Source organism: Stenotrophomonas sp. MH181796 (genome assembly GCF_009659995.1).
Classification (GTDB): domain Bacteria; phylum Pseudomonadota; class Gammaproteobacteria; order Xanthomonadales; family Xanthomonadaceae; genus Stenotrophomonas; species Stenotrophomonas riyadhensis.
The window spans coordinates 387,455-411,415 of record NZ_RAHU01000008.1 but is presented as its reverse complement, the minus strand read 5'-3'; the positions used below and the strand labels follow the sequence as shown (position 1 = coordinate 411,415).

General features: G+C 68.5%; 20 protein-coding genes. 13 read left to right on the top strand and 7 right to left on the bottom strand.

Annotated elements, in window-relative coordinates; all coding sequences use genetic code 11:
- Positions 1-123 precede the first annotated feature (123 nt).
- Entirely contained in the window at positions 124-1,335 is a 1,212-nt protein-coding gene (gene tyrS, locus D5301_RS21200; RefSeq protein ID WP_099551461.1) for a tyrosine--tRNA ligase, read from the bottom strand.
- Between the two features lie 167 nt (positions 1,336-1,502).
- On the opposite strand from tyrS, the gene D5301_RS21195 reads away from it, so the two are divergent.
- On the top strand, positions 1,503-2,975 hold the full coding sequence (locus D5301_RS21195) for a peptidoglycan DD-metalloendopeptidase family protein (RefSeq protein WP_110710813.1): 1,473 nt from the start codon (positions 1,503-1,505) through the stop codon (positions 2,973-2,975).
- 65 nt (positions 2,976-3,040) lie between these two features.
- Entirely contained in the window at positions 3,041-4,168 is a 1,128-nt protein-coding gene (locus D5301_RS21190) for an anhydro-N-acetylmuramic acid kinase (protein ID WP_153856769.1), read from the top strand.
- 107 nt (positions 4,169-4,275) lie between these two features.
- On the opposite strand, the gene D5301_RS21185 is transcribed toward D5301_RS21190, so the two are convergent.
- From D5301_RS21185 to D5301_RS21175, 3 genes are all read right to left on the bottom strand, one after another.
- A complete protein-coding gene (locus D5301_RS21185; protein WP_088023589.1) occupies positions 4,276-4,506 on the bottom strand; it encodes a hypothetical protein in 231 nt (76 codons plus the stop codon).
- A 78-nt stretch (positions 4,507-4,584) separates the two neighbouring features.
- Entirely contained in the window at positions 4,585-5,889 is a 1,305-nt protein-coding gene (locus D5301_RS21180; protein ID WP_180855591.1) for an MFS transporter, read from the bottom strand.
- Positions 5,886-6,686: an exodeoxyribonuclease III gene (locus D5301_RS21175; RefSeq protein WP_032128444.1), complete on the bottom strand. Its 801-nt coding sequence runs from the start codon at positions 6,684-6,686 to the stop codon at positions 5,886-5,888. Before D5301_RS21175 ends, D5301_RS21180 begins: the two co-directional genes overlap by 4 nt.
- Before the next feature lie 162 nt (positions 6,687-6,848).
- On the opposite strand from D5301_RS21175, the gene pyrE reads away from it, so the two are divergent.
- The 8 genes from pyrE (at position 6,849) to D5301_RS21135 (ending at position 16,329) form a co-directional block, all read left to right on the top strand.
- Entirely contained in the window at positions 6,849-7,508 is a 660-nt protein-coding gene (gene pyrE, locus D5301_RS21170) for an orotate phosphoribosyltransferase (RefSeq protein WP_010486876.1), read from the top strand.
- Between the two features lie 19 nt (positions 7,509-7,527).
- A complete protein-coding gene (locus tag D5301_RS21165; RefSeq protein ID WP_110710811.1) occupies positions 7,528-8,190 on the top strand; it encodes a hypothetical protein in 663 nt (220 codons plus the stop codon).
- Between the two features lie 221 nt (positions 8,191-8,411).
- Positions 8,412-8,504, top strand: coding sequence for a potassium-transporting ATPase subunit F (locus D5301_RS21160; protein WP_005407770.1), 93 nt, complete (start codon positions 8,412-8,414; stop codon positions 8,502-8,504).
- A 12-nt stretch (positions 8,505-8,516) separates the two neighbouring features.
- Positions 8,517-10,223, top strand: a complete 1,707-nt coding sequence (gene kdpA / locus D5301_RS21155; RefSeq protein ID WP_153856768.1) for a potassium-transporting ATPase subunit KdpA — start codon at positions 8,517-8,519, stop codon at positions 10,221-10,223.
- Positions 10,224-10,233: 10 nt separating this feature from the next.
- Positions 10,234-12,291 (top strand): potassium-transporting ATPase subunit KdpB, encoded by a 2,058-nt coding sequence (gene kdpB, locus D5301_RS21150; RefSeq protein ID WP_110710809.1) that lies wholly within the window; start codon positions 10,234-10,236, stop codon positions 12,289-12,291.
- Complete coding sequence (gene kdpC / locus D5301_RS21145) at positions 12,288-12,938, top strand: potassium-transporting ATPase subunit KdpC (RefSeq protein WP_153856767.1); 651 nt, start codon at positions 12,288-12,290, stop codon at positions 12,936-12,938. The genes kdpB and kdpC overlap by 4 nt, the downstream gene beginning before the upstream one ends.
- 36 nt (positions 12,939-12,974) lie before the next feature.
- A complete protein-coding gene (locus D5301_RS21140; RefSeq protein ID WP_110714244.1) occupies positions 12,975-15,635 on the top strand; it encodes a sensor histidine kinase KdpD in 2,661 nt (886 codons plus the stop codon).
- A complete protein-coding gene (locus D5301_RS21135) occupies positions 15,616-16,329 on the top strand; it encodes a response regulator transcription factor (RefSeq protein ID WP_004153862.1) in 714 nt (237 codons plus the stop codon). The genes D5301_RS21140 and D5301_RS21135 overlap by 20 nt, the downstream gene beginning before the upstream one ends.
- A 95-nt stretch (positions 16,330-16,424) precedes the next feature.
- Here the strand turns inward: D5301_RS21135 and D5301_RS21130 are convergent, their stop codons facing one another.
- From D5301_RS21130 to coaBC, 3 genes are read right to left on the bottom strand one after another with little or no spacing between them, the layout of a single operon-like run.
- Positions 16,425-18,767 (bottom strand): phosphomannomutase/phosphoglucomutase, encoded by a 2,343-nt coding sequence (locus tag D5301_RS21130; RefSeq protein ID WP_153856766.1) that lies wholly within the window; start codon positions 18,765-18,767, stop codon positions 16,425-16,427.
- A gap of 12 nt (positions 18,768-18,779) precedes the next feature.
- Positions 18,780-19,253 (bottom strand): dUTP diphosphatase, encoded by a 474-nt coding sequence (gene dut, locus D5301_RS21125; protein ID WP_110710806.1) that lies wholly within the window; start codon positions 19,251-19,253, stop codon positions 18,780-18,782.
- Positions 19,250-20,512: a bifunctional phosphopantothenoylcysteine decarboxylase/phosphopantothenate--cysteine ligase CoaBC gene (gene coaBC, locus D5301_RS21120; protein WP_110710805.1), complete on the bottom strand. Its 1,263-nt coding sequence runs from the start codon at positions 20,510-20,512 to the stop codon at positions 19,250-19,252. Before coaBC ends, dut begins: the two co-directional genes overlap by 4 nt.
- Before the next feature lie 228 nt (positions 20,513-20,740).
- Between coaBC and D5301_RS21115 the strand changes: the two genes are divergently transcribed.
- The 3 genes from D5301_RS21115 to argS all read left to right on the top strand — a co-directional run bounded on the left by D5301_RS21115 (position 20,741) and on the right by argS (position 23,945).
- Positions 20,741-21,367 carry a response regulator transcription factor gene (locus tag D5301_RS21115; RefSeq protein WP_110710804.1) on the top strand — a complete coding sequence of 209 codons (627 nt, stop codon included), beginning with the start codon at positions 20,741-20,743 and terminating at the stop codon, positions 21,365-21,367.
- A gap of 70 nt (positions 21,368-21,437) precedes the next feature.
- Positions 21,438-22,142 (top strand): DNA repair protein RadC, encoded by a 705-nt coding sequence (radC, locus tag D5301_RS21110; protein WP_110710803.1) that lies wholly within the window; start codon positions 21,438-21,440, stop codon positions 22,140-22,142.
- A gap of 114 nt (positions 22,143-22,256) precedes the next feature.
- The gene (gene argS / locus D5301_RS21105; RefSeq protein WP_110710802.1) at positions 22,257-23,945 is read left to right on the top strand and encodes an arginine--tRNA ligase; all 1,689 of its coding nucleotides are present in this window, start codon (positions 22,257-22,259) and stop codon (positions 23,943-23,945) included.
- The last annotated feature ends 16 nt before the right edge of the window (positions 23,946-23,961 follow it).

Here is a 23,961-nt window from a genome sequence, read left to right as displayed (position 1 = left end):
TTCAACGGATGTTGCATCCGTTCATCCATCGCGCTGCGGGAGGACCCCGCGAAGAGCAGCCGAGCGTGGGCTCGGCTCTACAAGAGCATCAGAAGGGCCGGCTGCGCCGGCTCTTCCCTGGTGTCAGGCAGCGACCAGGCGCACGCGGGCGAAGGTGCGCTTGCCGACCTGCAGCAGGCCTTCGAAGCCCGGCTGCAGCACCTGCTGGCCATCTTCCACGACTTCGCCGTCCACCTTCACCGCGCGCTCCTTGAGCTTGCGGTTGGCTTCGGAGTTGCTCGGGGTCAGGCCGGCCGCGGTCAGCAGTGCGGCGATACGCAGGCCTTCGGCCGGGATCGCCACGTCCTGCAGCGGCAGCTGGGTGATGTCGCCCTGCCCGGTCACCGCCGCTTCCCAGCCGGCAATGGCCTGCTCGGCCGCCGCGGCGTCGTGGAAACGGGTGGCCAGTTCACGCGCCAGGCGCAGCTTGACCACGCGCGGGTTCAGGCCGCCATTGGCCACCTGCTCGCGCAGCTGCATGGCTTCGGCCTGGCTGATGTCGAAGGACAGCAGCTCGATCCAGCGCCACATCAAGGTGTCGTCCACCTTCATGGTCTTGGTGACGATGTCGATGGCCGGCTCGCTGATACCAATGTAGTTGCCCAGCGACTTGGACATCTTGTTGACGCCGTCCAGGCCCTCCAGCAGCGGCATGGTCAGCACCACCTGCGGCTTCTGGCCATGGTGCTCCTGCAGGCCGCGGCCCATCAGCAGGTTGAACTTCTGGTCGGTCCCACCCAGCTCGACGTCGGCCTCCAGGGCCACCGAGTCGTAACCCTGCACCAGCGGGTACAGGAACTCGTGGATGGCGATGGACTGCTGGGCGGCATAGCGCTTGGCGAAGTCGTCGCGCTCCAGCATGCGCGCCACGGTGTGCTGGCCGGCCAGGCGGATCATATCGGCCGCGCCCATCTTGCCGAACCACTCCGAGTTGAAGCGGACTTCGGTACGGCTGCGGTCCAGCACCTTGAACACCTGCTCCTCATAGGTACGGGCGTTGGCCAGCACGTCCTCGCGGCTGAGCGGCTTGCGGGTCAGGCTCTTGCCGGACGGGTCGCCGATCATGCCGGTGAAGTCGCCGATCAGGAAAATGACCTGGTGGCCGAGGTCCTGGAACTGGCGCATCTTGTTCAGCAGCACCGTATGGCCCAGGTGCAGGTCGGGCGCGGTGGGGTCGAAGCCGGCCTTGATCCGCAGCGGACGGCCTTCCTGCAGGCGCGCACGCAGATCCTCGAGCTTGAGGATCTCGTCGGCACCGCGGCCGATCAGGGCAAGGGCTTCTTCAATCGAGGACACGTGACTACTCCCGGCAACGCCGATTCTTGTGTGGGGTGTTAAAGCGAAGTTAACCCGATTGGCTTCACAAAAGCCAATGGGCACAAGGGTTTGACGCGGTTTTCTCAGGTGTCTATGGTAACCGGCGATCAGGCCCGCGCTCCCGGGCCGCCAGGAAAAAACCGCCGATGCACAATTCCGAACAAGGGCGCGCACGCAAGCAGCGCTTCCAGGAACGCCTCCACGTCCTGCACGACAACGCCCTGCATCGGAAGCTCAGGCAACATCTTCCCGCCGCCTTCAATGAGCGCTGGACCCGCCGCCATTGGATGCATGCCAGTCTGTTCGCGACCATCGGCGCCCTGGTGGCGACGATCGTCCCCGGCTTCTCGCACACCATCGACGCGCCCTTCGCCGACAGCCACACCAGCCTGGCGCTGCCGTTGCCGCCGCTGACCATGGCCCGCCAGCAGCAGGTGCCCGGCGACAGCTGGCAGGTGCTGCGGGTGCAGCGCGGCCAGACCCTGAGCGACCTGTTCGACAAGGCCGGCATTCCGGCCACCACCCTGCACCGGGTGCTGGACCATCCCGGCGCGCGCGAGGCACTGACCAAGCTGCGCCCGGGGGCCGAGATCGCCTTCGACATGCCGCTGTCCGGTGACCTGCGCAGCATCCGCTTCGACCGCGATGCCGACAACCGGGTGGAACTGAGCCTGGCCGGCGATGACATCAAGGAGAAGGTGACCAAACGCGAGACCTCCACGCGCACGGTGGTCACCAGCGGCGAGATCACCAGCTCGCTGTATGCCGCGGCCCGGCGCGCCGGGCTGTCGCCGTCGGCGATCGCGACGATGACCGACGACATCTTCAAGTATGACATCGACTTCTCGAAGGACCTGCAGCCGGGCGACCGCTTCAGCGTGGTGATGGATGAAACCTGGCGCGAAGGCGAGAAGGTGGACACCAGCAAGATCCTGGCCGCGACCTTCACCACCGGTGGCAAGACCTATTCCGGCTTCCGCTTCGACCGCAACGGCAAGTCCGAGTACTACGACATCAACGGCCGTTCGCTGAAGAAGAGCTTCATCCGCATGCCGATCCCGTTCGCGCGGCTGAGCTCGACCTTTGGCGCGCGCAAGCACCCGGTGCTGGGCAAGATGCGCATGCACAAGGGCGTGGACTACGCCGCGCGCACCGGCACCCCGATCATGGCCGCCGGCGACGCCCGCGTGCAGTTCGCCGGGGTGCAGCGCGGCTACGGCAACGTGGTGATCCTCGACCACGGCCGCGGCCACACCACCCTGTACGGCCACATGTCGCGCTTTGCGAACATCAAGACCGGCCAGCGCGTGGCCCAGGGCACGGTGATCGGCTATGTCGGCTCGACCGGCCTGGCGACCGGCCCGCACCTGCACTACGAATTCCGCGTCAACGGCGAGCACCGCAACCCGCTGACCGTGACCATGCCGCCGCCGGAGCCGCTGAAGGGCGCCGAGCTGGTCGCCTTCCGCGCGCAGACCGCACCGGCGATGGCCCGCATCCAGGGCATGGAGAAGCTGATCTACGCCGACGCCAGCCCGGCGCCGACCAGCCGCGACGAAGCCGCCCCCGAGGTGGCCAGCGCCAGGGACAAGCAGGCGACCGGCCGCAAGCGCGGCTGAGCCCCTGCGTTGACGAAGAAGGACGCGGCAGCCCAAGCTTGCCGCGTCCTTTTTTTATGCCCGCCATGAACACGACTACCGACGCTGACGCCCCCCTGTACCTTGGCCTGATGTCGGGCACCAGCGCCGACGGCATCGATGCCGCACTGGTGCAGTTCCCGAGCAGTGGCGGCTGCCGCTTCGTGCACGGCCTGACTGCCCGCTGGGAGCCGGTGCTGCGGGCGCGGCTGGTGGCGCTGGGCGAAGGTGGCCCGCTGGACTCGCTGGAGGAGTTGGGCGAGCTGGACGCGCGGATCGCGATCAACTTCGCCGAGGCCGCCAACCAGCTGCTGGCCGAGGCCGGGGTGGACCGCAGCCAGGTGCGCGCGATCGGCTCGCACGGCCAGACCGTGCGCCATCGTCCGCTGGCCAACCCCGCCTTCACCGTGCAGCTGGGCGACGGCAACCGCATCGCCGAGCTGACCGGGATCACCACGGTCTCTGACTTCCGCCGCCGCGACGTGGCGGCCGGGGGCCATGGGGCGCCGCTGATGCCGGCCTTCCACCTCGGCATGCTGGGCACCGCCGACGAAGACCGCGCGGTGCTGAACCTGGGCGGCATCGCCAACCTGACCCTGATCCCGCGCGAAGGCGCGGTGCGTGGCTTCGATACCGGCCCGGCCAACGCGCTGATGGATGCCTGGTGCCAGCGCCACACCGGCCGCACCTTCGATGCCGATGGCGCGTATGCCGCCAGTGGCGCGGTGGACGAGGGCCTGCTGGCCGGCTGGCGTTCGGAGCCGTGGTTTGACCTGCCGCCTCCGAAGAGCACCGGCCGCGAACAGTTCCATCTGGCCTGGGCCGAGGCACACATGGGCGAAGGCCAGTACGCCGCCGCTGATGTGCAGGCCACCCTGCTGGAGCTGACCGTGGCGACGGTGGCCGATGCGCTGCTGGCGCAGCAGCCGCAGACCCGGCGCCTGCTGGTCTGTGGCGGCGGGGTGCGCAACCGGCAGCTGATGAAGCGGCTGGCGGCGCGGCTGCCGGAGGTGCAGGTGGAGTCCAGCGCGGTGCATGGGCTGGACCCGGAGTACGTGGAGGCGATGGGCTTTGCGTGGCTGGCGCAGCGGACGATGGACGGGCTGGCCGGCAACCTGCCGAGCGTGACCGGGGCGACGGGGCCGCGGATCCTGGGTGCGATCCACCTGGCGTGAGGTGGCGTCATCCACGCAGGTGAGGCGCCGTTGTAGAGCCGAGCCATGCTCGGCTTCGCGCGGGCCGGGCCAAGAGCAGCCGAGCATGGCTCGGCTCTACAAAAGCACTAATCGAAGCCCTGCCCTGCGGGCAGGGCCTGCAGGGCGGCGATGGCGTCGGAGAGCGCGTCCACTTCGGGATCACCGAAGCCGGAGCGGACCTCCAGTTCACTGCTGAACAGGCCCTGCTCCAGCAAGGCGGTGCAGGTCTGTTCGTGGGTCCAGCCGCGGGCGACCGCGACGCGTCGGATACGTTCCAGCAGCAGCGGGTCCAGGTCCCGCAGCACAACGTCGGCCATGCTCACTTCCCCGTTCGCAAGGCACCGCCCCCTCGGCGCGTCGGGGGCGATGATCCCGCAGACCGGGCGGGCAGGCAATCAGGCGACCGGCGGCGGCCCGCGGTCGGCGATCCGCGGCCACAGCCACGCCAGCAGCAACAGGGTCGGCACCACGGTGATCGAGCTGAGGATGAAGAACGTGCTGTAGGACGTGGCTTCGACGATGTAGCCGGAGACACCGCCGACGAACTTGCCGGGCAGGTTGGCCAGCGACACCAGCAGCGCGTACTGGGTGGCGGTGAAGTTGCGGTCGGTCAGCGACGACATGAAGGCAACCAGCACGGTGCCGGCAAAGCCCTGGAACAGGTTGTCGGCACTGAGTGCGGCATAGAACGCCCACAGCTTGCCCGGGTTGTGCGCCATCAGCAGGAAGGCCAGGTTGGACAGCGCCACGCCCAGTGCGGCCACCAGCAGCATGCGGCGGAAGCCGAACGCGGCCACCGCGATACCGCCCAGGAACGCACCACCGATCCCCATCCACACGCCGAACAGCTTGGAGACGGTGGCGATGTCGGCCTTGTCGAACCCCGAATCGAGATAGAACGGCCCGGCCATCACACCGATCACCTGGTCGGGGAACTTGAACAGGCCGACAAAGGCCAGCAGCACCAGTGCCAGCGCCACGCCATTGCGGCTGAAGAAGCTGGAAATGGGCTGGATGAAGGCTTCGGCGATATCGATGCGGCGCTGCACGGCGGTGACCGGGCGCTCCGGCTCGGCACACAGCAGGGTGGTGACGATCGGCAGCAGCATCAGTGCCGCCATCGCCAGATAGGCGACGATCCAGCCTTCGAACTGGGCCAGGTACAGTGCGCCAGCGCCCGCCAGGATCAAGCCGATCCGGTAGCCCAGCGTATAGGTCGCAGCCAGCGCAGCCTGGGCGGCCTGCGGCGCGATCTCGATGCGATAGGCATCGACGGCGGAGTCCTGGGTGGCGCCGGCGAACGACGCCACCAGCACCCACATCACCAGCGGCCAGACACCCTGTTCTGGCCGCACGAAGGCCAGTGCCACCAGGCCGACCAGCACCAGCGCCTGCGACACCAGCAGCCACGAACGACGGCGACCGAGCCCACCCAGCAACGGGAAGGCATAGCGGTCCAGCAACGGTGCCCACAGGAACTTGAGCAGGTAGAAGAAGCTGGCCAGGCTGATCAGGCCGATGCTGCCCAGGTCCAGGCCGACGTCGCGCAGGCGCGTGGACAGGGTCTGCGAAGCGATCAGCAGGAACGGCAGGCCGCTGCCGAAGCCAAGCATGGCCATGGTCAGCGCCGACGGGGTACCGAAGGCACGCTTGATTCCTGCCCAGCCCTTGTAGCTGACCGGCGTGGCCGCCTCGGTCACAGGTCGTAGTCCACGATGAACGGCGCGTGGTCGGAGAAGCGCTCGTCGCGGTAGATCGAGCAGCTGCGCAGGCGGTCACGCAGGCCCGGGGTGATGAACTGGTAGTCGATGCGCCAACCAACGTTGTTGGCGCGGGCAGCGCCGCGGTTGCTCCACCAGGTGTAGTCCTCGCCGGTGGGGTTGAGCAGGCGGTAGGCGTCAGCCCAGCCACGGCCGGCGGCGACATCGGTGGCCTGGCCATGGTCGGCGCACAGGGCGTTGAGCCAGTCGCGCTCTTCCGGCAGGCAGCCGGAGTTCTTCTGGTTGGACTTCCAGTTCTTGATGTCCAGCGCCGAACGCACGATGTTCCAGTCGCCGCACAGCACGTAGTCGCGGCCGCTGCGCGCCCATTCCTCGAGGATCGGCCGCAGCCATTCCATCACTTCGAACTTGAAGCCCTGGCGCAGGTCGCCCGAGCTGCCCGACGGGATATAGAAGGAGACCACGCTGAGGTTGCCGTAGCGCGCCTCGATGTAGCGGCCTTCGTCGTCGAACGGGGCCCAGCCCAGCGAGGTGATCACCTGGTCCGGCTCGCGCTTGCTGTAGATCGCCACGCCGCTGTAGCCCTTCTTGGTGATGGCGTCGCGGTAGAAGCAGTGGTGGCCGTCCGGGCGGAACATCGGATCGGTCAGCTGGTCTTCCTGGGCCTTGGTCTCCTGGATGCACAGGACGTCGGCGTCCTGGGACCGGAACCAGTCGAGGAAGCCCTTGGTTGCGGCGGAGCGGATGCCATTGGCGTTGAAACTGATGATGCGCATGCGGGGGACCTGCGGCGGGAAACCGGGCAAGCATACCGGTTGCCCGCGGGGCTGCGCAGTCCGCCAGGCCGGGCCGCGACACCCTTCACAGGGCCCCGGACGAGCGCGAAACGCCCAGCTGGATTAGGATTTGTGCTCCAAATGAAGATGAATCGAGTTTTGATGAGCGACCACCGCCACCGTTTCCTGCAGCTGGCCCTGACCGCCGACGCCCTGCGCTTCGGCCAGTTCACCCTCAAGTCCGGCCGGCTGAGCCCCTATTTCTTCAACGCCGGTCGTTTCGACTCCGGTTCGCTGCTGTCGCAGCTCGGCGCCTGCTACGCCGATGCCATCGATGCCACCGGGATCAAGTACGACGTGGTGTTCGGCCCGGCCTACAAGGGCATTCCGCTGGCCACCGCGATGGCCTGCGAACTGGCCCAGCGTGGCCGCGACCTGCCGCTGTCGTTCAACCGCAAGGAAGCCAAGGACCACGGTGAAGGCGGCCAGCTGATCGGCGCCGACATGAACGGCAAGCGCGTGCTGATCGTCGACGACGTGATCACCGCTGGCACCGCGATCCGTGAAGCGCTGGGCATCATCCGCGCCGCCGGTGGCACCCCGGCCGGCATCGTGGTGGCGCTGGACCGCCAGGAGATCGCTTCGGAAACCGATCGCCGTTCGGCGGCACAGTCGGTGGCCGAAGAGGCCGGCATTCCGGTGATCGCCGTGGCGTCACTGGCCGACCTGCTTGATTTCGCCTCCGGCAACCCGGAACTTGTGGGTTACCGGCAGCCGCTGGAAGCCTACCGGGCCCAGTACGGCGTCCGTTCGATCCGCTGACCGACCCAGGGGAAAGGTCATGTCCCGAGTTCCTGCTGTCCTCTTTGCCGGCCTGCTGCTGGCCGTGCCGTTCACCGTACCGGCGCAGTCGCGCGACAGCGGCAAGACGGAAAAGAAGCTGTACTGCTGGAACGAGGGCAAGGAGCGGATCTGCAGTGATTCGCTGCCGGCCGACGCGGTCAACCATGCCCGCGAGGAGTTCAACGCGAAGAGCGGCCTGCGCAATGCGCAGGTCCAGCGCGCGTTGACCGACGAAGAGCGCGCCGCCGCCAGCACGGAGGCGGCGCAGCAGCAGCTGGACCTGATGGCCGCGCAGACCCGCCAGCGCACCGAGCAGGCCATGCTGACCACCTATGGCAGCGAGGACGACCTGCGCCGGGTGTTCGCCGAGCGCCAGGAAGTGCTGGACAACAACCTGAAGACCGCCGAGTACAACGTCACCAGCCTGCGTGAGTCGCTGGTGGCGCTGCTGGCGGCCGCAGGTGACCGCGAACTGGCCGGTGGCAAGGTGGCCGACAAGCAGGCCGAGGCGATCCGCCAGCGGCACGTGCAACTGCAGTCGCAGCAACGCCTGCAGGCCGGGTTCCTGCAGCAGCAGCAGGCGTTGAAGGTGGAAATTGAAAGCACCCTGCAGCGCTATCGCGAGCTGAAGGGGCTGGTGCCGGCGAGCCAGGCTCCGTAATTCGCCTGTAGCGCCGGGCCCGCGCTCGGCTCTGCGTGACCTTGGGAAAGAGCAGCCGAGCATGGGCTCGGCTCTACAGCAGGCGGCGCCTGGTTACGGGTTGGCCCACGGAATTTATGCACTCTTTACGCGTCGGCCCGGTCCGGCGCGTAGTGCGTTTATGGGCGGCAGGACGACGATGACGGCCTGAGGTGGAGGGGTTCCACCAGGACGCTATTGCAATGTCCCCCTGGCTGTCGTTGTTGTGTGGCGTGCTGGTGCTGGTCGCCGCCGCCTATCTTCTTTATGTCGTGCTGCGGCCCGAGTCGTTCTGAGCGGAGCCGGCCATGACTGAGATGCTTGTGATTATTGCCGCCAGCCTGCTGCTGGCGTGGCCGCTGGGCCTGTACCTGGCCCGCGTGATGCGTGGCACGCCGATGAAGGTCGACGTGCTGTTCCACTGGATCGAGAAGCCGCTGTACAGGGTGTTCGGGGTCGATCCGTCGCGCTCGATGTCCTGGCGCGGCTACGTGCTGGCCTTCGTCCTGAGCAACGTGGTGGTCGCGGTACTGACCCAGGCGGTGTTCATGACCCAGGCCTGGCTGCCGCTGAATCCGGACCAGATCCCGAACATGCGCTGGGACACCGCGCTGCACACGATGATCTCGTTCCTGACCAACACCAACCAGCAGCACTATTCGGGCCAGGCGCAGCTGTCCTACCTCTCGCAGATGACCGGCATCACCGGCCTGCAGGTGGTGACGCCGATGATGGGCCTGGCGCTGGCGGTGGCGACGCTGCGGGCGTTGTTCTCGCGTGCGCCGCAGGCGGCGGCGACGGGTACCGGCGATGACCGCCAGGTGGCGGTGGGCAACTACTACGTGGACGTGGTGCGCCTGTGCGTGCGCTTCCTGCTGCCGCTGTGCCTGGTGTGGACCCTGCTGCTGACCAGCCAGGGCGTGCCGTCGACGATGACCGGTGGGCCGCAGGCCACGCCGATCGACGCCAGCGCCGGCTTGGCCGAACAGAAGCTGCCGCTGGGCCCGGTCGCGGCGATGGTCGCGGCCAAGCAGCTGGGCGCCAACGGTGGCGGCTGGTACGGCCCGAACAGCAGCTTCCCGCTGGAGAACCCGACGCCGCTGTCGAACGCGCTGGAAATCGTCGGCATCCTGCTGGTGCCGATGGCGGTGATCTTCATGATCGGTGCGTTCACCGGCCGACGTCGCTTCGGCGCCCTGGTGTTCAGCTGCATGCTGGGCATGTCGCTGCTTTCCACCGGCGCGATGATGTGGAGCGAAGGGCATAGCGCCAGCGCCGCCACTCCGCTGCTGATGGAAGGCAAGGAGGTGCGCTTCGGCGCCGATGGCACTGCGCTGTGGGCGGCAGTGACCACCCAGGTCTCCAACGGTTCGGTCAACGGCATGCACGATTCGCTGGCACCGCTGAGTGGCGGCATCGCGATGGTCAACATGCTGGTCAGCGCGATCTGGGGCGGCATCGGCTGTGGCCTGCAGCAGTTCATCGTCTATCTGCTGCTGGGTGTGTTCCTGGCCGGGTTGATGACCGGGCGCACGCCGGAACTGTTCGGCCGCAAGCTGGAGACGCCACAGGTGCGCCTGCTGGCCCTGCTGGTGCTGCTGCAGCCGATCACCCTGCTGGTGTTCACCGCGATCACCCTGGCCGTACCCGGCCTGGCAGGGACCTCCAACCCCGGCTTCCATGGCATCAGCCAGGTCTTCTACGAGTACGTCTCGGCCTACGCCAACAACGGTTCGGGCTTCGAAGGGCTGGGTGACGCCACGCTGTGGTGGAACCTGAGCTGCTCGCTGGTATTGCTGCTGGGCCGCTTCCCGCTGCTGATCATTCCGCTGGTGGTGGCCGCACAGCTGGCTGCCAAGCGCCAGGCCCCGGAGTCTGCCGGCAGCCTGCAGATCGAAACCCCGACCTTCGCCCTGACCCTGGTCTCGGTGATCGTCATCCTGACCGTGCTGCAGTTCATGCCGGCGCTGGTACTCGGCCCGATCGCCGACCACCTGAGCCTGGGACTGCACTAAGGACACCCTGATGAGTACCCAAGCAAGTTCAACCCGTAGTACCCATGCAGCGCGCCCTGCCCTGCTGGATGGCGCCGGCCTGCGCCGTGCGCTGGTCGACGCAGTGCGCAAGCTGTCGCCGATGCATCTGGTGCGCAGCCCGGTGATGGCGGTGGTGATGGCCGGCACGATCGTGGCCGCGATCGTCACCCTGACCGGCAATGCGCCACTGGGCTTCGGCCTGGCAGTGACCGTGATCCTGCTGGTGACCGTGCTGTTCGGCAACTTCGCCGAAGCGGTGGCCGAAGCGCGTGGCCGTGGCCAGGCCGCCTCGCTGCGGCGTGCCCGCCAGGACCTGGTGGCACGCCGGCTGGCGGCGCCGCAGCCGGGCGCCGCCGAAACCCAGGTGCCGGCCGCCGAACTGCGCCCGGGCGACCATGTGATCGTCAGCGCCGGTGAACTGGTGCCGGCCGATGGCGAGATCGTGCAAGGCCTGGCCACCATCAACGAAGCGGCGGTGACCGGCGAATCGGCCCCCGTGCTGCGCGAGGCCGGTACCGACCGTTCCGGCGTGATCGGCGGCACCAAGGTGCTGTCCGACCAGATCATCGTGCGGGTGACCGCCGAGCCGGGCCACAGCTTCCTGGACCGGATGATCGCGCTGGTGGAGGGCGCCAACCGCCAGAAGACCCCGAACGAGATCGCGCTGACCCTGCTGCTGGCCGCGATGACGCTGACCTTCCTGGTGGTGGTGGCCACGTTGCCGGCCATTGGTGCCGCCGTCGGCGTCAAGGTCGACCCGCTGCTGCTGATCGCGCTGCTGGTGTGCCTGATCCCGACCACCATCGGCGGCCTGCTGCCGGCCATCGGCATCGCCGGCATGAACCGTGCGCTGGCCGCCAACGTGCTGGCCAAGTCGGGCAAGGCGGTGGAGGTGGCCGGCGACGTCGACGTGCTGCTGCTGGACAAGACCGGCACCATCACCTACGGCGACCGCCAGGCCAGCCACTTCCATCCGCTGGCCGGCATCGACGCCAGCCAACTGCGCGAGGCGGCACTGCTGTCCTCGCTGGCCGACCCGACCCCGGAAGGCAAGTCGATCGTGCGCCTGGCGCGCGAACAGGGTTGTGCCACCGCCGAACCGGACCACGCCGAGTACCTGGCGTTCAGTGCGCAGACCCGCATGTCCGGCGTGGATCTGGAACATGGGCGGCAGATCCGCAAGGGCGCCGCCGATGCGATCCGCACCCACGTGCAGGCGCTGGGCGGCAACGTGCCGGCGGAACTGGCCGGTCGCGTCGAGCAGGTCGCACGCAATGGTGCCACCCCGCTGGTGGTGGCCGAGGGCCGCCACGTGCTGGGCGTGATCGAGCTGTCGGACGTGGTCAAGCACGGCATGCGCGAGAAGTTCGCGCAGCTGCGGGCGATGGGTATCCGCACGGTGATGATCACCGGCGACAACCCGCTGACCGCCGCCGCGATCGCTGCCGAAGCAGGCGTCGACGACTACATCGCCGAGGCTCGCCCGGAGGACAAGCTGGCACGCATCCGCCAGGAGCAGGCCGGCGGCCGCCTGGTGGCGATGGTCGGTGACGGGACCAACGACGCCCCCGCACTGGCCCAGGCCGACATCGGCCTGGCGATGAACTCCGGTACGCAGGCGGCGAAGGAGGCCGGCAACATGGTCGACCTCGATTCGGACCCGGCCAAGCTGCTGGCGGTGGTGGAAGTAGGCAAGCAGCAGCTGATCACCCGCGGCGCGCTGACCACCTTCTCGCTGGCCAACGACGTCTCCAAGTACTTCGCGATCCTGCCGGCGCTGTTCGCCGCGGCCGTTCCGACCATGGCCGCCTTGAACGTGATGCAGCTGTCCAGCCCGCGCAATGCGGTGCTGGCAGCGCTGATCTTCAACGCCCTGGTGATTCCCGCCCTGATCCCGCTCGCCCTGCGTGGCGTGCGCTTCCGCCCGGCCACTGCAACCGCGCTGCTGCGCCGGAACATGCTGGTGTACGGCCTCGGCGGCGTGCTGCTGCCGTTCGCAGCGATCAAGGCAATCGACCTCCTTCTTGTCCTGGTATTCGGCGCATGAACCGTTCCGCTTCCACCTCCACCTCCCTTTCGCGCGAAGCAAAAGCCGAGGCCCGCGTGGCCAGCCTGCAGGATGGCGCCAGCTGGCGCCCGGCGATCGGCCTGGGCCTGGCCACCCTGCTGCTGGCCGGCGCGGTCTATGCCGGCATCGCCACCGGCTTTGCCGGCCTGGCCTACCCGACCCAGGCCGAGGGCAGCCTGCTGCGCGATGGCAGCGGCCAGGTGCGCGGCTCGGCATGGTTGTCGCAGCCGTTCAACGGTGACGGCTACTTCCAGGCACGTCCGTCGGCAGCCAACTACGACCCGATGGCCGCGGCCGGTTCCAACATGGCGCGCAGCAACCCGGCCCTGGCCGAGCGTGTTGCCGCCAGCACCGCTGCGGTGGCCGCGCGCGAAGGCGTCACCCCGGCGCAGGTACCGGCAGACCTGGTCACGCAGTCCGCGGGTGGCCTGGATCCGCAGCTGTCGCCGGCCGCGGCGCAGCTGCAGGTGGCACGCGTGGCGCGCGCCCGTGGCCTGCCGGTGGAACGCGTGCAGGCACTGGTGCAGGCGCATACCGAAGGTCGCCAGTGGGGCCTGTTCGGCCAGCCGCGGGTGAACGTGGTGACGCTGAACTTCGCGCTGGACCACGCAGCCAAGGCACCGTGATGCCGGCCTGCACCGGCTGCGCGCACAATGGCACCCATGACTGATGCGCGTACCCGCCAGGCCGATGCCCTGGTCGAAGGCCTGCAACGCGAAGCCGGCGGCAAGCTGACCGTGTTCCTCGGCGCGGCGCCGGGCGTGGGCAAGACCTACACCATGCTGACCCGCGCACAGGAACAGCTGCGCCGCGGTGTCGACCTGGTGGTGGGCCTGGTGGAAACCCACGGCCGCGCCGATACCCAGGCGCTGCTGGAGGGCCTGCCGCAGTTGCCGCTGAAGGCAGTGGCCTACCACGGCCATACCCTGCAGGAGATGGACCTGGATGCCGTGCTGGCACGGCATCCGGCGCTGGTGCTGGTGGACGAACTGGCCCATCGCAATGCGCCGGGCAGCCGCCATGAGCGGCGCTGGCAGGACGTGATGGAGCTGCTGGACGCCGGCATCGACGTCTGGACCACGGTCAACATCCAGCACCTGGAAAGCCTCAACGATGTGGTGATGCGGATCACCGGCGTACGCGTGAGCGAGACCGTGCCGGACGGCGTGCTCGACCGCCTGCATGACATCGTGCTGGTCGACCTGCCGCCACGCGAACTGATCGCGCGCCTGCAGCAGGGCAAGGTCTATGTGCCCGAACAGGCTGCGCAGGCGCTGCAGGCGTTCTTCTCGCCGGCCAACCTGACCGCGCTGCGTGAACTGGCGATGCAGGAAGCCGCCGACCGCGTCGACAGCAGTCTGCGTGAAGCACGCGCCGCACGCGGCGAGAGCAACCTGCCGCTGCGTCGCGGCGTGCTGGTGGCCATTGATGGCGGCGGTCAGAGCGAATACCTGGTGCGGGTGGCGCGTCGCATCGCCGAACGCCGCGATGCGCCGTGGACGGTGGTGACCGTGCAGGGCCGACGCCAGGACGAGGCGACCCGGCGCGAAATCGATGCGGCCTTCGCACTGGCACGGCGCCTGGGCGGCGACGCCGAACTGCTGCACGGATCGAGCATCGCCGATGCCCTGCTCGACCATGCCGCGCACAACGGCGTGTCGACCCTGGTGCTCGGCCGGACCCGCGAACGTCCGCTGGCGCGGATGTTCAACCGCACCCTGACCCAGCAGCTGATCCAGCGCGGCGCGCACTACGAGATCACCATCATCAGCACGCCGCAGGCACGCGCACGCTCGCGCCGCGAGGGGCTGATGGCACCGGTGCGTGGTTTCAGCCATGAACCCGTGCAGGCCCTGATCGCCACGGCGTTGGCGTGCGTGGTTGCCTGGCTGGCCGAACGCTGGGTGGGCATGGCCGACCTGTCGATGGTGTTCATCGTGGCGGTGGTGCTGGTGGCTGCACGCACCCGTGCCAGCGTGGCGGTGATGGCGGCGATCCTGTGTTTCCTCGCCTACAACTTCCTGTTCATCGCACCGCGCTTTACCTTCGCCATCGGCGCACGCCAGGGCGTGATCACCGTCTTCCTGTTCCTGGCCGCCGCACTGGTGGCCGGACGCCTGGCCTCGCGCCTGCGCATGCAGGTGATCGCGCTGCGTGCGGCCAACCGCCATGCACGTGCGCGCCAGCAGCTGGGCCGGCAGCTGGCCAGTGCCGCCGGCAACGGCGAGGTGGCACAGGCGGGTCGGCATGCACTGGAACAGGCGATGGACGTGCCGGCATGGCTGCGGATCGGCGCCGACACCGCAACCGGTGGCCGCAGCCAGCCCGGCGACACCGACCTGGCCGCCGCCGACTGGGCGCTGCGCCATGGCCAGCCCAGTGGACGCTTCACCGATACCCTGGCCGGTGCGCAGTGGTGGTTCCTGCCGCTATTGGATGGCGAGGACCGCGCGATCGGCGTGGCCGGCCTGTACCTGCCCGGCGCACAGGCGCGCCTGCTGCCCGAACAACGGCAGCTGGCCGAAGCAATGGTCGACGACATCGCGCAGGCCGCGCTGCGCACGCGGCTGGTGGCCGAACTGGAGCAGGCGCACGTCAGCAACGAGACCGAGCGACTGCGCTCGGCGCTGCTCTCTTCGGTGTCGCACGACCTGCGCTCGCCACTGGCGGCGATGATCGGCTCGGCCGACAGCCTGGCCAGCTACGGTGCGGCAATGGATACGGCCGATCGCCGTGCCCTGCTCGACACCATCCTGGTCGAGGGCGAGCGGCTGGACCGCTACATCCAGAACCTGCTGGACATGACCCGCCTCGGCCACGAAGGATTGAAGATCAACCGCGACTGGATCGGCGTGGACGAACTGATCGGCTCGGCCGCACGGCGCCTGCAGCGCTACCAGCCGAAGGTGCGGCTGGAACTGGACATTCCGGCCACGCTGGCGCCGATCTGGGTACACCCGGCGCTGGTCGAACAGGCGGTGTTCAACGTGATGGAAAACGCGGCCAAGTTCTCACCGCCGGATGCGGCCGTGCAGGTGCAGGCGCGCGAGCTGGACGGCCAGCTGCGCATCGACGTGATCGATGCCGGCCCCGGCATTCCCGACGACGAGCGTGCGCGCATCTTCGACATGTTCTACAGCGTGGAGCGCGGTGACCGTGGCCGCCACGGCACCGGCCTGGGCCTGACCATCTGCCAGGGCATGATCGGCGCGCACGGCGGCAGCGTGCAGGCGCTGCCCGGGCGCGACGGTCGCGGTACTCTGATCCGCATCACCCTGCCCCTGCTCAAGCCAGCCTCCCACGATGAGCCCGACCCCGATTGATGCCAGCGTGCCGGCCGCGCGCGTGCTGGTGATCGATGATGAAACCCAGATCCGCCGGTTCCTGGACATCAGCCTGCGCGCGCAGGGCTACCAGGTACGGCAGGCCGCCACCGGTCAGGAAGGCCTGCAACTGGCCGCCAGCGAGGACATGGATCTGGTGATCCTGGATATCGGCCTGCCGGACATGGAAGGCCACGAGGTGCTGGAACAGCTGCGGCAGTGGAGCCAGGTGCCGGTGATCATGCTGACCGTGCGCGCCGGCGAAGCCGAGAAGGTACGGGCGCTGGACACCGGCGCCAACGACTACGTGACCAAGCCGTTCGGCACGCAGGAGCTGATGGCGCGGGTGCGGGCGCTGCTGCGCACCCGCAGCGTGCCCAGCGACGGCACACCGCCGGTGTTCGACGACGGCCACCTGCATGTGGACCTGGTGCGCCGTGAAGTGGCGCTCGACGGCGAACCCGTCGCATTGACCCGCAAGGAGTACGCGTTGCTGTCGCTGCTGCTGCGCAACGCCGGGCGGGTGGTGACCCAGCCGCAGATCCTGCAGGAGATCTGGGGACCGACCCACCAGCACGACACCCACTACCTGCGCATCCTGGTCGGCAAGCTGCGGCACAAGCTGGGCGATTCAGCGCTGGATTCGCGCTACCTGTTCACCGAACCGGGCGTGGGCTTGCGGTTCAAGGGGTAGTGCCGGCCGCTGGCCGGCAACCTCCTGAACCCCAGAACCATCCTGTGGTTGCCGGCCAGCGGCCGGCACTACCCGATCGATCCAATCCCGATCAATCAGAACCCCAGCGGGGTGTCGCCCAGCACTGGCTGCAGCTGGCTGCGGAACAGCGCCTGGATACGTTCCAGCGCCGCCTCGTCATTGCCCTCGAAACGCAGCACCAGCACCGGCGTGGTATTGGAGGCGCGCACCAGGCCCCAGCCATCGGGGAAGTCCACGCGCAGGCCGTCGATGGTCGACAGGCGACCGCCCACATACGGGTTGTCCGACGACTGCGCCGCCGCCACCAGCATCGCCACCAGCGCATGCGGCGTGCCTTCGGCCACCGGCACCTTCAGCTCAGGCGTGGCCACCATCTCCGGCAGCTCTGCCAGTACCTCGTCCGGGGTCTCCTCGCGCTGGGCCAGGATCTCCAGCAGCCGCGCAGCCGCATACAGGCCGTCGTCGAAACCGAACCAGCGTTCCTTGAAGAAGAAGTGGCCGCTCATCTCGCCGGCCAACTCAGCATCGGTCTCGCGCATCTTCGCCTTCATCAGCGAATGCCCGGTCTTCCACATCAGCGGACTGCCGCCATTGCGCAGCACGTGGTCGGACAACTTGCCGGTGCACTTCACGTCGTAGATCACCATCGCGCCGGGGTTGCGCATCAGCACGTCGGCGGCGAACAGCATCAGCAGGCGGTCGGCATAGATGATCTTTCCTTCGCCGGTGACCACGCCCAGGCGGTCACCGTCGCCATCGAAGGCGACGCCGAGATCGGCACCGAAGCGCTTCACCGTCTGCACCAGGTCTTCCAGGTTCGCCGGCTCGCTGGGGTCGGGATGATGGTTGGGGAAGCTGCCGTCGACATCGCAGTACAGCGGGATGACTTCCGCACCGATCGCTTCCAGCAGCTGCGGCGCGAGCGCGCCGGCCACGCCGTTGCCGGCATCGGCCACGACCTTCAACGGGCGATCCAGCTGCACGTCGTCGGCAATGCGCTGGATGTAGTCGGCGCTGATATCGCGCTGCTGGTAATCGCCCGGTTCGGCGGCCTGCACCAACCGTCCTTCAATGATGCGCTGGTAGAGATCGGTGATGGCATCGCCGGACAGCGTCTCGCCGCCGATGACCACCTTGAAACCGTTGTACTCGGGCGGGTTGTGGCTGCCAGTGACTGCCACGCAGGTACCGGTACGCAGGTGGAAGGCGGCGTAGTACACCAGCGGCGTCGGTGCCAGGCCGATGTCGATCACCGCACAACCGGCCCGACGCAGGCCCTCGGCCAGGCCTGCGGCCAGCTCCGGCCCGGACAGGCGGCCATCACGGCCGACCACCACCTCGCGCAGCCCCTGTTCCAGGGCCACGGTGCCGATGGCCTGACCGATCAACGCAGCGGTCTTCGGCGTCAGTTCGCTGCCAACCACGCCGCGGATGTCGTAAGCGCGGAAAATGCCGGCGGCCAGTTCCTCGGCCGGCACCGGCGGCGGCGGCGGTGGCGTGCTTTCCTCGCTGGCGGCGGCCAGCGGGGGCGGCGCCATCTGCAGGCTCTCGCTCAGGGTCGGGCCATGGTCGGCCTCCGCTGCAGCGGCACGGCGCGGCAGTGGCAGGGTCTTCGGCAGTCGGCCACGACCGACCACCAGCAGCACGGCGATGAACGCCAGCAGCAGCGCGACGATGGCGCTGGCCAGCGCGCCCAGGCCCAGCGGGCCGGCTTCAACATTGGGCACCGCGGCGACCAGCCGCAGCGGTGTACCGGCGACCGGCCGTGCCAGTGCCTCGGCGCTTTCCGCCAGGCCGGAATCGCCTTGGGCGACGAGGTCGTGCGCGCCCTGGCGCAATCCGAGGAAACCCGTGGACGGCGCGCTGACCTGATCCAGCGGTGAGGTCAGCCGCAGCAACGGCTGGCGCACATACAGCACCGCCGGGCCGAGGCTGCCCAGTTGAACCGGCGCTGCCAGGCCCAGGCGATTGCCACCGCCATCGCGGACCACGCGCAGGCTGGGCTTGCCTTCGGCCAATGCCGCTTCCAGCAGCGCCAATCGGGCATAGCCAAAGGCGGCCGGGTCGGCGTAGGCGTTGGCCAGATCGGCAGTCAGCACGTCAGCCTGCTCCACGCCGGTCCAGCTCTCGCGCACGGCCAGCGCCGCTGCCGCGGCATCACCGGCCTGCAACGCCTGCTGCACGCGTTCGTTCTTCAGCTGCTGCTGCAGCTGCTTCAGCTGGCCGGCGGCCGCGTCCTGCAGGCCCTGCACGGCCTGGTCACGTGCTTCTTCCAGCGCCTGGCCGTTGGCCTCCTGACGCCATTGCTGCACCGCGCTCCATCCGAACCAGCCGGCCAGCAGGATCAGCAGCACCCCCAGTAGTGGTGCACTGCGACCCAACGACCGTCCCCGCTGTCCTTCCCCGATGCCGCTCATCGATGTCCCCCGTCAACGCACCCCGGTATGGCCGAATCCACCCGTTCCCCGCACGCTGTCGGTGAAAGTATCCACCACCTGCAGGTTGACGCGGGCAATCGGCACGACCACCAGCTGCGCGATGCGATCGCCCGGCTCGATGGTGAAGGCCTCACGGCCACGGTTCCAGACGCTGATCAGCAGCGGGCCCTGGTAATCGGCGTCGATCAGGCCGGTGCCGTTGCCGAGCACGATGCCGTGGCGATGGCCCAGCCCCGAGCGCGGCAGGATCACCGCGCACAGGTGCGGATCGGCGATGTGGATGGCCAGGCCGCTGGGCACCAGCGCGGTGTCGCCCGGCTGCAGGGTCAGCGCGGTATCCAGCGCCGCGCGCAGGTCCATGCCGGCGCTGGCCTCGGTAGCGTAGGCCGGCAGTGGCCAGCTGTCGCCGAAACGCGGGTCGAGCAGCTTGACCTGCAGCGGTTGGGAAGTGAAAGCCTGGGTCATGCCTGGAGTCTCCGCGCGATCAGCGCCAGCAGTTGTTCGGCCAGCTCACGCTTGGAGGTGGCCGGGAATACCTGTTCACCGTCCTGCCAGAAGGCCGTGGCGGCATTGTTGTCGCTCTCGAAACCGCCACCGCTGATGCCGACCTGGTTGGCGATCACCAGGTCGAGGCGCTTGTCGACCAGCTTGCCACGCGCGTATTTCTCCACGTCGTGGGTCTCGGCGGCGAAGCCGACCACCAGCTTCAGCGACTGGGTCTGCGCGGCGACTTCGGCAAGGATGTCCGGCGTGCGCACCAGCTCGATCACCAGCGACTGGCTGTCGGCGGTCTTCTTCAGCTTCTGCTGGGCCACCTGGCGCGGTGTGTAGTCGGACACCGCTGCGGCACCAATATAGATGTCGGCCGGCAGCGACTTCAGCACGGCATCGCGCATCTGCGCGGCCGAGCGCACGTCGACGCGCTGCACGCCGGGCGGCGTCGGCAGCTGTACCGGGCCGCTGACCAGCACCACCTGAGCACCCATCGCAGCGGCGGCAGCGGCCAGGGCAAAGCCCATCTTGCCGCTGCTGCGATTGCCGACATAGCGCACCGGATCAATGTCTTCATAGGTCGGGCCGGCACTGATCAGCAGGCGCAGGCCCTGCAGCGCGCGGGTTTCCGGTGCGGCAACCGCAGCGGCGGCACCGCCGTTGGCGGCCAGCGCGGCAACGATGTCGGCCGGTTCGGCCAGCCGGCCGGGACCGGATTCACCTTCGGCCAGCGGGCCGTCGACCGGGCCGATCACCTGTGCGCCGCGCTGGCGCAGCAGGGCGATGTTGGCCTGGGTGGCCGGATGCAGCCACATGCGGTGGTTCATCGCCGGGCAGACGGTCAGCGGCGCGGTACTGGCCAGGCACAGCGTGCTGACCAGGTCATCGGCGTGGCCCTGGGCCAGCCGCGCCAGCAGATCGGCGGTACCGGGGGCAACCACGATGCGGTCGGCCCAGCGCGCCAGCTCGATGTGGCCCATGGCCTGTTCGGCGGCGCTGTCCCACAGCGTGGTGCGGGTGGGCTGCCCGGACAGGGCCTGGAAGCTGAGCGGAGTGACGAACTGCTGGGCACCGGCGGTCATCGCCACCTGCACCTGGGCACCGGCGTCGCGAAGGCGCCGCACCAGCTCCAGGGCCTTGTAGGCCGCGATCCCGCCTCCGACGCACAACAGCAGTTTCTGACCTTCCAGCGCGCGGGCCGGCGCGGGGGAAGCGTTGGGGGAGTCAGCCACCTGGAATTCCTGTGCAAACGAGGGCGTTAGCTTACCCGATGGTCGGTAATGTCCCGGTGCACGGTGCACATAGCGGACAGCTATCAGCAGATGGAGCGCGCTGCGCTTGACCCGGGGTTTGCCGGGCATCGGTTTCGGACCTTTCCTATACCTCTGCGGCCCTGCCCTTTTGCAGAATCAGGCGTTGGCCGCTGTGTGCTGCGGTCCGTCCGATCCCCGAGGAGCCGCGTGCACCCGCGCATCATCATTGCCGACGACCATCCGGTGGTTCTGCACGGCATCCGCATCGTGCTGCAGACCCACCTGATGGAGATCGTCGGCAGCGCCAGTGACGGCGCGGAGCTGCTGCAGCTGCTGGATCGGCATGACTGCGATGCGGTGCTGACCGATCTGTCGATGCCGGGCGACGGCCCGGATGGCCCGGAACTGATCGATGCACTGCGCGAGCGCCATCCCGGGCTGCCGGTGGTGGTGCTCACCGGAGCTCGTCATCCTGGACTGCTTGACGGCCTGCTGCGCGAGGGCATCAGCGGCCTGGTCGACAAATGCGCCGATTTCACCGAGCTGCCGCAGGCGCTGAGCGCGGCACTGGCCGGCCAGGTGTTCGTTTCCCAACAACTGCGCCACCACCTGCAGGCCCGCGACCTGCTGTTCCCGCGCGAACCGGCGCCGCTGTCGGCGCGGGAACAGGAAGTGCTGGATCTGCTGGCGGCCGGGCTCAGCGTGAATGCCGTCGCCGAACGCTGCGGGCGCAGCCCCAAGACGATCAGCCGGCAGAAGGCCGAAGCCAAGCGCAAGCTGGGCCTGCAGAACAACCAGGAACTGTTCGACTATCTGCAGACCCGGCGCGGGTGAGGCATCGCCCGACCCGGTGCTGCGGTGTGCACCGATGGGAGCCGCCACGCGGGCTGGCGATGATGCAGGCATGCCCATCCATGACTGGCCCGAACAGGAACGCCCCCGCGAGAAGCTCATCGCACGTGGGCCCACCGCACTTTCCGACGCCGAACTGCTGGCGTTGTTCCTCGGCTCCGGATTCGGTGGCCGCGATGCCGTGCAGACCGCGCGCGACCTGCTGCAGGCGCATGGCCCGTTGCGGGTGCTGCTGGACCGCTCCGCAGGCGACCTGGCCCGTCTGCCCGGGCTCGGCCCGGCGCGCAGCTGTACGCTGGCCGCCGGGCTGGAACTGGCCCACCGCTACCTGGCGGCAGAGCTGGAGCACGGCGAAGCGGTCGGCAACAACCCGGCCGCGGTCGGCCGCTACCTGCAGCACCGCCTGCGCGGGCAGGCGCGGGAAATCTTCATGGCGCTGTTCCTGGACAACCGCCACCGCCTGATCGCCTGCGAGGAACTGTTCCACGGCACCATCAACGCCGCCCCGGTCTACCCCCGCGAAGTGGTGCGGCGCGCCCTGCTGCACAACGCGGCGGCGGTGATCCTCAGCCACAACCACCCCTCCGGCGACCCGGAACCCTCCGGTGCCGATACCCGCATCACCGACGAACTGCAGCAGGCGCTGGCGCTGGTGGATGTGCGCCTGCTGGACCACTTCGTGGTCGGTGAGGGCCGCCCCGTTTCGTTTGCTGAACGAGGCCTGCTGTCGCCGCCCCAGCCCCGCCTGTTCGGCTGAGCGCCCGCCCTCCAGGCGCCATCGGTCGCCCCCACAGGCAGGTTTCGGTCAGCGTGGCCGCTGGTATCTGCGCTAAAATGGGCGATTCCGCCGCTCATTCTCACAGCAGGCCTCGTGAAAAATCTCCTCCGCGCCCTGATCAGCCAAGGCATCGAAGCCTTGCGCGCCAATGGCACCCTGCCCGCCGACTCCCTGCCGCCGGACTTCGTGGTCGAGCGCCCGAAGACCCGCGATCACGGCGACTTCGCCACCAATGCCGCGATGCTGCTGGCCAAGGCCGCGCGCAGCAATCCGCGCGCACTGGCACAGGCGCTGGTCGAGGCGCTGCCGCGCAGCGAGGACGTGAGCAAGGTCGAGATCGCCGGCCCCGGCTTCATCAACTTCCACCTGGCCCCGGCCGCGTACCAGCGCGAAACCGCCTCGGTCATCAAGGAAGCCCACGACTACGGCCGCAACCTGTCCGGCAATGGCCGCACGGTGGGTGTGGAGTACGTGTCGGCCAACCCGACCGGCCCGCTGCATGTCGGCCATGGCCGCGCGGCGGCGATCGGCGACTGCGTGGCACGCGTGCTCGATGCGAACGGCTGGAACGCCAAGCGCGAGTTCTACTACAACGACGCCGGCGTGCAGATCGAGAACCTGGCGCTGTCCACCCAGGCACGGATCAAGGGTATCGCGCCGGACCAGGATGGCTGGCCGGAGGGTGGCTACCGCGGTGAATACATCGCCGACGTCGCCCGCGCCTACATGGCCGGCGCCAGTGTCGATCTGGAAGGCAGCACCGTGGTCGGTGCCAAGGACCCGGACGACATGCAGGCGATCCGCCGCTTCGCCGTGGCCTACCTGCGCAACGAGCAGAATCTGGACCTGGCCGCGTTCGGCGTCGACTTCGACATCTATTTCCTGGAAAGCTCGCTGTACGCCGACGGCAAGGTTGCCGAAGCCGTGGCCAAGCTGCAGGCTTCGGGCCACACCTATGAGGAAGGCGGCGCGCTGTGGCTGCGCAGCACCGACTTCGGTGACGACAAGGACCGCGTGATGCGCAAGTCCGACGGCACCTTCACCTACTTCGTACCGGACGTGGCCTACCACCTGTCCAAGTGGCAGCGCGGCTACGAGCGTGCGATCACCGAGCTGGGTGCCGACCATCACGGCTCGCTGGCGCGCGTGCGTGCCGGCCTGCAGGCCATGGAAGTGGGCATCCCGCAGGGCTGGCCGGAATACGTGCTGCACCAGATGGTCACCGTCATGCGCGGCGGCGAGGAAGTGAAGCTGTCCAAGCGTGCCGGCAGCTACTTCACCCTGCGCGACCTGATCGAGGAAGCTGGCCGCGATGCGACCCGCTGGTTCCTGATCGCGCGCAAGCCCGATTCGCAGCTGACCTTCGACATCGACCTGGCCCGCCAGCAGAGCAACGACAACCCGGTGTTCTACGTGCAGTATGCACACGCCCGCGTCTGCAGCCTGCTGCGCCAGGCACAGGAGAAGGGCCTGGTGTACGAACAGGGCAACGGCCTGGCCAACCTCGGCCGCCTGGCCGACGACGCCTCGCTGCTGCTGATGAACGAGATCTCGCGGTATCCGGAAGTGGTGGAAGCAGCCGGCGTGGCGCTGGAGCCGCATCTGGTGGCGCAGTACCTGCGTGAATTGGCGCACGCGTTCCACACGTGGTATCACGGGACGCCGGTGCTGGTGGAAGACACCGCCGACCGCAATGCCAAGCTGACCCTGGCCTGCGCGGCACGCCAGGTGCTGGCCAATGGCCTCGACCTCCTGGGCGTCAGCGCCCCGGAAAAAATGTAAGCATCAGGAGACGCAG